Source organism: Streptomyces sp. WELS2 (assembly GCF_013870595.1).
In the GTDB taxonomy this organism is placed as follows: Bacteria; Actinomycetota; Actinomycetes; order Streptomycetales; family Streptomycetaceae; genus Streptomyces.
This window is the reverse complement of the sequence record NZ_JACBWZ010000376.1, coordinates 1-5842: the sequence shown is the minus strand read 5'-3', so window position 1 is coordinate 5842 and position 5842 is coordinate 1. Positions and strand designations below refer to the sequence as shown.

Genomic DNA, 5842 nt, shown 5'->3' with positions numbered 1-5842 from the left:
TCCGCCGCGAGCGGACCCACCAAACCCGTCTCGGCCGGAACGGTGCGGCCCCGTCCGACTTCGGCCGCCCCGGCGTGCCCCGCCCGGGACGGCCGCTGTCCAGGGACGGCCGGCGCAGCCGTGAGGGAGCACGAGGGCCTCCCGAGCACGGTCGCAGCCGTCGCCACACGCCCCCGGAAGGCCTTCGTCCGTTCGATCACCCGGTACGCGCGTCACCCGCGTCCCGGTGCGGCACGCCTACGCCCCGAGCTGCCGGCCGGCCGCCGTCACCGTCTGCTCCAGCAGCGTGGCGATCGTCATCGGGCCCACGCCGCCCGGCACCGGCGTGATCAGCGAGGCCCGCTCCACGGCCGAGTCGAAGTCGACGTCGCCCACGTTGCCCGGGTTGTAGCCCGCGTCGACCACGACCGCGCCCGGCTTGATGTCCTGCCCGCGGATCAGCCGCGGCCGGCCCACCGCGGCCACGACGATGTCGGCCTCGCGCACCGCCGCCGACAGGTCCCGGGTGCGCGAGTGGCAGTACGTCACGGTCGCGTCCCGCGCCAGCAGCAGCATGCCCACCGGCTTGCCGAGGATCGCGCTGCGCCCCACCACCACGGCCCGCTTCCCGGCCGGGTCGACGCCGTACTCGTCCAGCAGCCGCAGGATGCCGCCCGGCGTGCAGGAGACGAAGCCCGGCAGCCCGAAGCTCATCGTGGCGAACGAGGCGAAGGTGACACCGTCCACGTCCTTCTCCGGCGCGATCGCCTCGAACGCGGCCCGCTCGTCGATGTGGTCGCCCACCGGGTGCTGCAACAGGATCCCGTGCACTGCCGGGTCGGCCGACAACTCCCGCAGCGTACCGACGAGTTCCTCCGTCGTGGTGCCGGCCGGAAGGGCGACGTGCCGGGAGGTGATGCCGGCCTTGCGGCAGCGGTTCTGCTTCATGCGGACGTAGGTCACCGAGGCCGGGTCCTCGCCGACCAGTACGGTCGCGAGACACGGCGCGGTGCCGGTGCGCTCGGTGAGCGCGGCGGCCTGCCGCGCGGTGTCCTCCACGATGCGGCGGGCGAGCGCGGTGCCGTCCATCAGACGGGCGGCCTGGGTCTGGGTCATGCGGCGAACTCCTGGACTGGATCGACTCTTCTCGCCCAGGCGCGCGGCTGACCTCGCGGGCCGCTCCCCGGTGGTGCTCCACCTCAGCGCCAGTCACGGCCCGCGTACAGCGTAACCGAGTGTGCGTACGACCTGCCGACCGCCTTTCCCGCGCCGCCGGGGCCCGGTCTACTCGTCCCAGGCCTGGATGATCAGCTGGTCGGCGATCTTGCCGTCCCGCAGCGTGAGCATCGACTCGGCCAGGACCCGGGTGCCGTCCGCGTACTCGCAGGACTCGCTGTAGGCGGCGTGGTCGCCCTGGATGACGCACCGCTCGAGCTTGTGCGTCATGTCGCGGTGGTAGATGTCGTCCAGCAACTCGGCGATCTGCACCCGCCCGTGCAGCTCCGTGGGGTGACTGGGCTGGTGGACACGGTCGACGATGCGGATCCGCGCGTCGTCCGCGTACAGCGACAGAAGAGTGTTGCCGGTGTTGCCCTCTATGCCCCGGCGCAGTGTCTCGGCGTCGAAAGCGGAGCCCGTCGCGCTGCCCATGGTGACCTCCTTCAGGCGCCCGCGGCCCGCGCCCGTGAGCGGACCGCCACGGGTCCCCCCTGACGAGACTCCTCCGCCCCGGCGGCCCCGGCAAGCGCAGCCGCCGCGGTCCGCCTCACGGGTGAGCCCGCTGCGCCACCCGTGTCCGGCCGGGGCACCGGGCCGTTGCTGAGGGCATGATCTCAACACGTCGCATCGCCGCCGCCGTCGGACTGGCCGCCGGGATCGCCGGCATCGCCGCCCCCCAGGCGGACGCGGCGGGCACCGGCGCCCCCCTCGTCGGAAAGCTCGCCGCACTCTCCACGCTGGACTCGCTCACCGCCGGTGACATCCCCGAGCCGCACCGCAGCCGGGTACCGAAGGTCAGCGACCAGGTGCGGGAGCTGAAGCACCTGCGCGAACTGAACCAGTTGCGCCAGCTGGAGCAGGTCATCGCCCCCGCGGCGCCCGTGCTCGGCCTGGTGAACGCCGTTCCCGTCCGCCTGCGCTGACCCCCCGCCCGCGCCGCGGCCGACGGTGGCCGGAAAGATCCGCGATCATGTGTGTGATCCTTCCCGCTGCCGGCCGGCCGCGTCGTAGGGTCGTCGGCGAAGGCATTCGATGAAGGGACAGGCCATGGCGCAGGAAGTACGCGGGGTCATCGCACCGGGCAGGAACGAGCCCGTACGGGTCGAGACGATCGTGGTGCCGGACCCGGGGCCCGGCGAGGCCGTCGTACGCGTCCAGGCCTGCGGGGTCTGCCACACCGATCTGCACTACAAGCAGGGCGGCATCTCCGACGACTTCCCCTTCCTGCTCGGCCACGAGGCCGCCGGCGTCGTGGAGTCGGTCGGCGAGGGCGTCACCGACGTCGCCCCGGGGGACTTCGTCATCCTCAACTGGCGTGCGGTGTGCGGGCAGTGCCGGGCCTGTCTGCGCGGCCGGCCCTGGTACTGCTTCAACACCCACAACGCCCGGCAGAAGATGACCCTCGCCGCCACCGGCCAGGAGCTGTCCCCGGCCCTCGGCATCGGCGCCTTCGCCGAGAAGACGCTCGTCGCGGCCGGCCAGTGCACCAAGGTCGACCCGGCCGTCTCCCCGGCGGTCGCGGGCCTCCTCGGCTGCGGGGTGATGGCCGGCATCGGCGCCGCGATCAACACCGGCGGCGTCGGCCGCGGCGACTCGGTCGCCGTCATCGGCTGCGGCGGTGTCGGTGGCGCGGCCATCGCCGGGGCGAACCTGGCCGGCGCGGCCCGCGTCATCGCCGTGGACATCGACGACCGCAAGCTGGACACGGCACGCACCCTGGGCGCCACCCACACCGTCAACGCCAAGGAGACCGACCCCATCGAGGCGATCCGCGAGCTGACCGGCGGCTTCGGCGCCGACGTCGTCATCGAGGCCGTCGGCCGCCCCGAGACCTACCGGCAGGCCTTCTACGCCCGCGACCTGGCCGGCACCGTCGTCCTCGTCGGCGTCCCCACCCCCGACATGAAGCTCGAACTGCCCCTGCTGGACGTGTTCGGCCGCGGCGGCGCCCTGAAGTCCAGCTGGTACGGCGACTGCCTGCCCAGCCGCGACTTCCCGATGCTGATCGACCTGCATCTGCAAGGCCGCCTGCCGCTCGACGCGTTCGTCACCGAGACCATCGAACTCGACCAGGTGGAGCAGGCCTTCGAGCGGATGCACCACGGCGACGTACTGCGTTCGGTGGTGGTGCTGTGATGACCGCGCGGATCGAACGCCTCGTCACCAGCGGCCGGTTCACCCTGGACGGCGGCAGCTGGGACGTGGAGAACAACGTGTGGCTCGTCGGCGACGACCACGAGGTGATCGTCATCGACGCCGCCCACGACGCCGAGGCCATCGCCCGCGCCGTCGGCGACCGCCGGCTGACCGCCATCGTGTGCACGCACGCCCACAACGACCACGTCAACGCCGCCCCGCGCCTGGCCGACCTGACCGGCGCCACGATCTGGCTGCACCCCGACGACCTGCCGCTGTGGAGGCAGACCCACCCGGACCGCGAACCCGACCGGCACCTCCTCGACGGCCAGGTCATCGAGGCCGCCGGCGCCGACCTCACCGTGCTGCACACCCCCGGCCACGCCCCGGGCGCCGTCTGCCTGTACGACCCCGGCCTCGGCACCGTCTTCACGGGCGACACCCTCTTCCAGGGCGGCCCGGGCGCCACCGGACGCTCCTTCTCCCACTTCCCGACCATCATCGACTCCATCCGCGACCGTCTCCTCACCCTGCCGGCCGGGACCAAGGTCCTCACCGGGCACGGCGACGCCACCACCATCGGCGCGGAGGCCCCGCACCTCCAGGAGTGGATCGACCGCGGGCACTGATCCCGGACGCCCACCAAACACCGACAGAAGATGTCCGGTATCCCCGTGAGAGTGGCAGGACACAGCAGGCACCGCACACGGGAGGCAGGACATGACAGGACCGCTGGACGGCAAGGTGGCGCTGGTGGCCGGGGCGACAAGGGGCGCGGGCCGGGGCATCGCCGTGGAACTCGGCGCGGCCGGCGCCACCGTGTACGTCACCGGCCGCAGCACCCGCTCCCGCCGCTCGGAGTACGACCGCCCCGAGACCATCGAGGACACCGCCGACCTCGTCACCGAGGCCGGCGGCCGGGGCATCGCCGTGGTGGCCGACCACCTCGACCACTCGGCCGTACGGCACCTGGTGGACCGGATCGCCGGAGAACGGGGCCGCCTCGACGTCCTCGTCAACGACATCTGGGGCGGGGAGAAGCTCTTCGAGTGGAACACCCCCGTGTGGGAGCACGACCTCGACAGCGGGCTGCGGCTGCTCCGCCTCGCCGTCGAGACCCACGCCGTCACCAGTCACTACGCCCTGCCGCTGCTCCTGCGCCGGCCCGGCGGCCTGGTCGTGGAGGTCACCGACGGCACCGCCGAGTACAACCGCGACACCTACCGCGTGAACTTCTTCTACGACCTCGCCAAGGCGTCCGTCCTGCGCATGGCCTTCGCCCTGGGGCACGAACTCGGGCCGCGCGGCGCGACGGCGGTGGCCCTGACACCGGGCTGGATGCGCTCGGAGATCATGCTCGACGAGTTCGGCGTGCGCGAGGAGAACTGGCGGGACGCCCTGGACCGCGAACCCCACTTCGCCATCTCCGAGACCCCGCGCTTCACCGGCCGGGCCGTGGCGGCGCTGGCCGCCGACCCGGACGTGGCCCGGCTCAACGGGCAGTCCCTCTCCAGCGGCGGCCTGGCGCGGGTGTACGGCTTCACCGACCTCGACGGCAGCCGCCCGGACGCCTGGCGGTACCTGACCGAGGTGCAGGACGCGGGCAAACCGGCGGACGTCACCGGGTACCGGTGAACTCCCGCGCGGCAAAGGCGGATCCGCGCCCGCGGGGGCCTGCCGCCGGTCTGATCCGGCCGCCATGCTCCCGTACGGCCGTTCCGCATCACCGACGAGGCGTCAGACCGAAGCGGCCAGGACCCGCAGCACCCGGTCGGTGTCCGCCTCGGTGGTCCGCCAGTTGCTGAACGCCGCGCGCAGCCCGGGCACCCCGTCGTGGACCGTCGGCGTCACGAACGCCTCCCCGGACTCGGCGACCGCCCGGGCCAGCCGTGCCACCCGCTCCTCGGACGGGTCCGCGGCGAGGGTGAAGCAGACGACGTTGAGCCGCACCGGGGCCAGCAGGCGCAGACCCGGCAGTGCCTCGACACCCGCGCCGAGCCGGCGGGCCAGCGCCACATCGCGCTCCACGATCTCCCGGTGCCCGGCCCGCCCGTAGGCCATCAGCGAGAACCAGGCCGGCAGGGCCCGCAGCCGGCGTGAGTTCTCCGGGGTCAGGTGCAGGAACTCCGGTTCGCCCGTGGGCGGTCCCAGATACGGCGAGGCGTTGTGGAACACCGCCACCTGCAGATCGCGGCGCCGGGTGAACTGAACGGCCGCGTCATAGGGGACGTTCAGCCACTTGTGCAGGTCCACGCAGACCGAGTCGGCCGCGTCCAGTCCGTCGACCAGCGCCGCGTACCGGGGGCTGAGCGCGGCGAACGCGCCGAACGCCCCGTCCACGTGCAGCCAGAAGTCGTACCGTTCCCTCAGCGCGGCGATCGCCCGCAGATCGTCGAAGTCGACGGTGTTCACGGTGCCCGCGTTCGCGACCACGATCACCGGCCGGCCCGCCCGCTCGGCCAGCGCCGCCTCGGCTGGCGCCGCTCCCTGTGGACCTGGCCCGTGCAGT

7 protein-coding genes and 1 riboswitch are annotated in these 5842 nt (G+C 73.1%); of the genes, 4 read left to right on the top strand and 3 right to left on the bottom strand.

What is annotated here, in order from left to right; all coding sequences use genetic code 11:
- Positions 1-237 precede the first annotated feature (237 nt).
- Together H5J33_RS20905 and H5J33_RS20900 are read right to left on the bottom strand one after the other, a co-directional pair.
- On the bottom strand, positions 238-1095 hold the full coding sequence (locus tag H5J33_RS20905) for a bifunctional 5,10-methylenetetrahydrofolate dehydrogenase/5,10-methenyltetrahydrofolate cyclohydrolase (protein WP_181796453.1): 858 nt from the start codon (positions 1093-1095) through the stop codon (positions 238-240).
- A 26-nt stretch (positions 1096-1121) separates the two neighbouring features.
- Positions 1122-1202: riboswitch (ZMP/ZTP riboswitch) on the bottom strand.
- 61 nt (positions 1203-1263) lie between these two features.
- Complete coding sequence (locus H5J33_RS20900) at positions 1264-1629, bottom strand: nuclear transport factor 2 family protein (RefSeq protein ID WP_181796452.1); 366 nt, start codon at positions 1627-1629, stop codon at positions 1264-1266.
- Positions 1630-1805: 176 nt separating this feature from the next.
- Here H5J33_RS20900 and H5J33_RS20895 point away from each other — a divergent pair, with 176 nt between their 5' ends.
- The 4 genes from H5J33_RS20895 (at position 1806) to H5J33_RS20880 (ending at position 4968) form a co-directional block, all read left to right on the top strand.
- Complete coding sequence (locus H5J33_RS20895) at positions 1806-2120, top strand: hypothetical protein (protein WP_181796451.1); 315 nt, start codon at positions 1806-1808, stop codon at positions 2118-2120.
- 124 nt (positions 2121-2244) lie between these two features.
- Entirely contained in the window at positions 2245-3333 is a 1089-nt protein-coding gene (locus tag H5J33_RS20890) for an S-(hydroxymethyl)mycothiol dehydrogenase (RefSeq protein WP_181796450.1), read from the top strand.
- Positions 3333-3962 carry an MBL fold metallo-hydrolase gene (locus H5J33_RS20885; RefSeq protein ID WP_181796449.1) on the top strand — a complete coding sequence of 210 codons (630 nt, stop codon included), beginning with the start codon at positions 3333-3335 and terminating at the stop codon, positions 3960-3962. The genes H5J33_RS20890 and H5J33_RS20885 overlap by 1 nt, the downstream gene beginning before the upstream one ends.
- A 91-nt stretch (positions 3963-4053) precedes the next feature.
- The gene (locus tag H5J33_RS20880) at positions 4054-4968 is read left to right on the top strand and encodes an SDR family oxidoreductase (protein WP_181796448.1); all 915 of its coding nucleotides are present in this window, start codon (positions 4054-4056) and stop codon (positions 4966-4968) included.
- Positions 4969-5070: 102 nt separating this feature from the next.
- On the opposite strand, the gene H5J33_RS20875 is transcribed toward H5J33_RS20880, so the two are convergent.
- Positions 5071-5842 (bottom strand): pyridoxal-dependent decarboxylase (locus H5J33_RS20875; protein ID WP_258565259.1); only part of this gene is annotated, 772 nt, incomplete at its 5' end.

What these genes read in the sequence shown, in the direction of transcription:
- H5J33_RS20905 (WP_181796453.1), bottom strand. Translation starts at nt 1,095, where the DNA reads ATGACCCAGACCCAGGCCGCCCGTCTGATGGACGGCACCGCGCTCGCC.
- H5J33_RS20900 (WP_181796452.1), bottom strand. Translation starts at nt 1,629, where the DNA reads ATGGGCAGCGCGACGGGCTCCGCTTTCGACGCCGAGACACTGCGCCGG.
- H5J33_RS20895 (WP_181796451.1), top strand. Translation starts at nt 1,806, where the DNA reads ATGATCTCAACACGTCGCATCGCCGCCGCCGTCGGACTGGCCGCCGGG.
- H5J33_RS20890 (WP_181796450.1), top strand. Translation starts at nt 2,245, where the DNA reads ATGGCGCAGGAAGTACGCGGGGTCATCGCACCGGGCAGGAACGAGCCC.
- H5J33_RS20885 (WP_181796449.1), top strand. Translation starts at nt 3,333, where the DNA reads ATGACCGCGCGGATCGAACGCCTCGTCACCAGCGGCCGGTTCACCCTG.
- H5J33_RS20880 (WP_181796448.1), top strand. Translation starts at nt 4,054, where the DNA reads ATGACAGGACCGCTGGACGGCAAGGTGGCGCTGGTGGCCGGGGCGACA.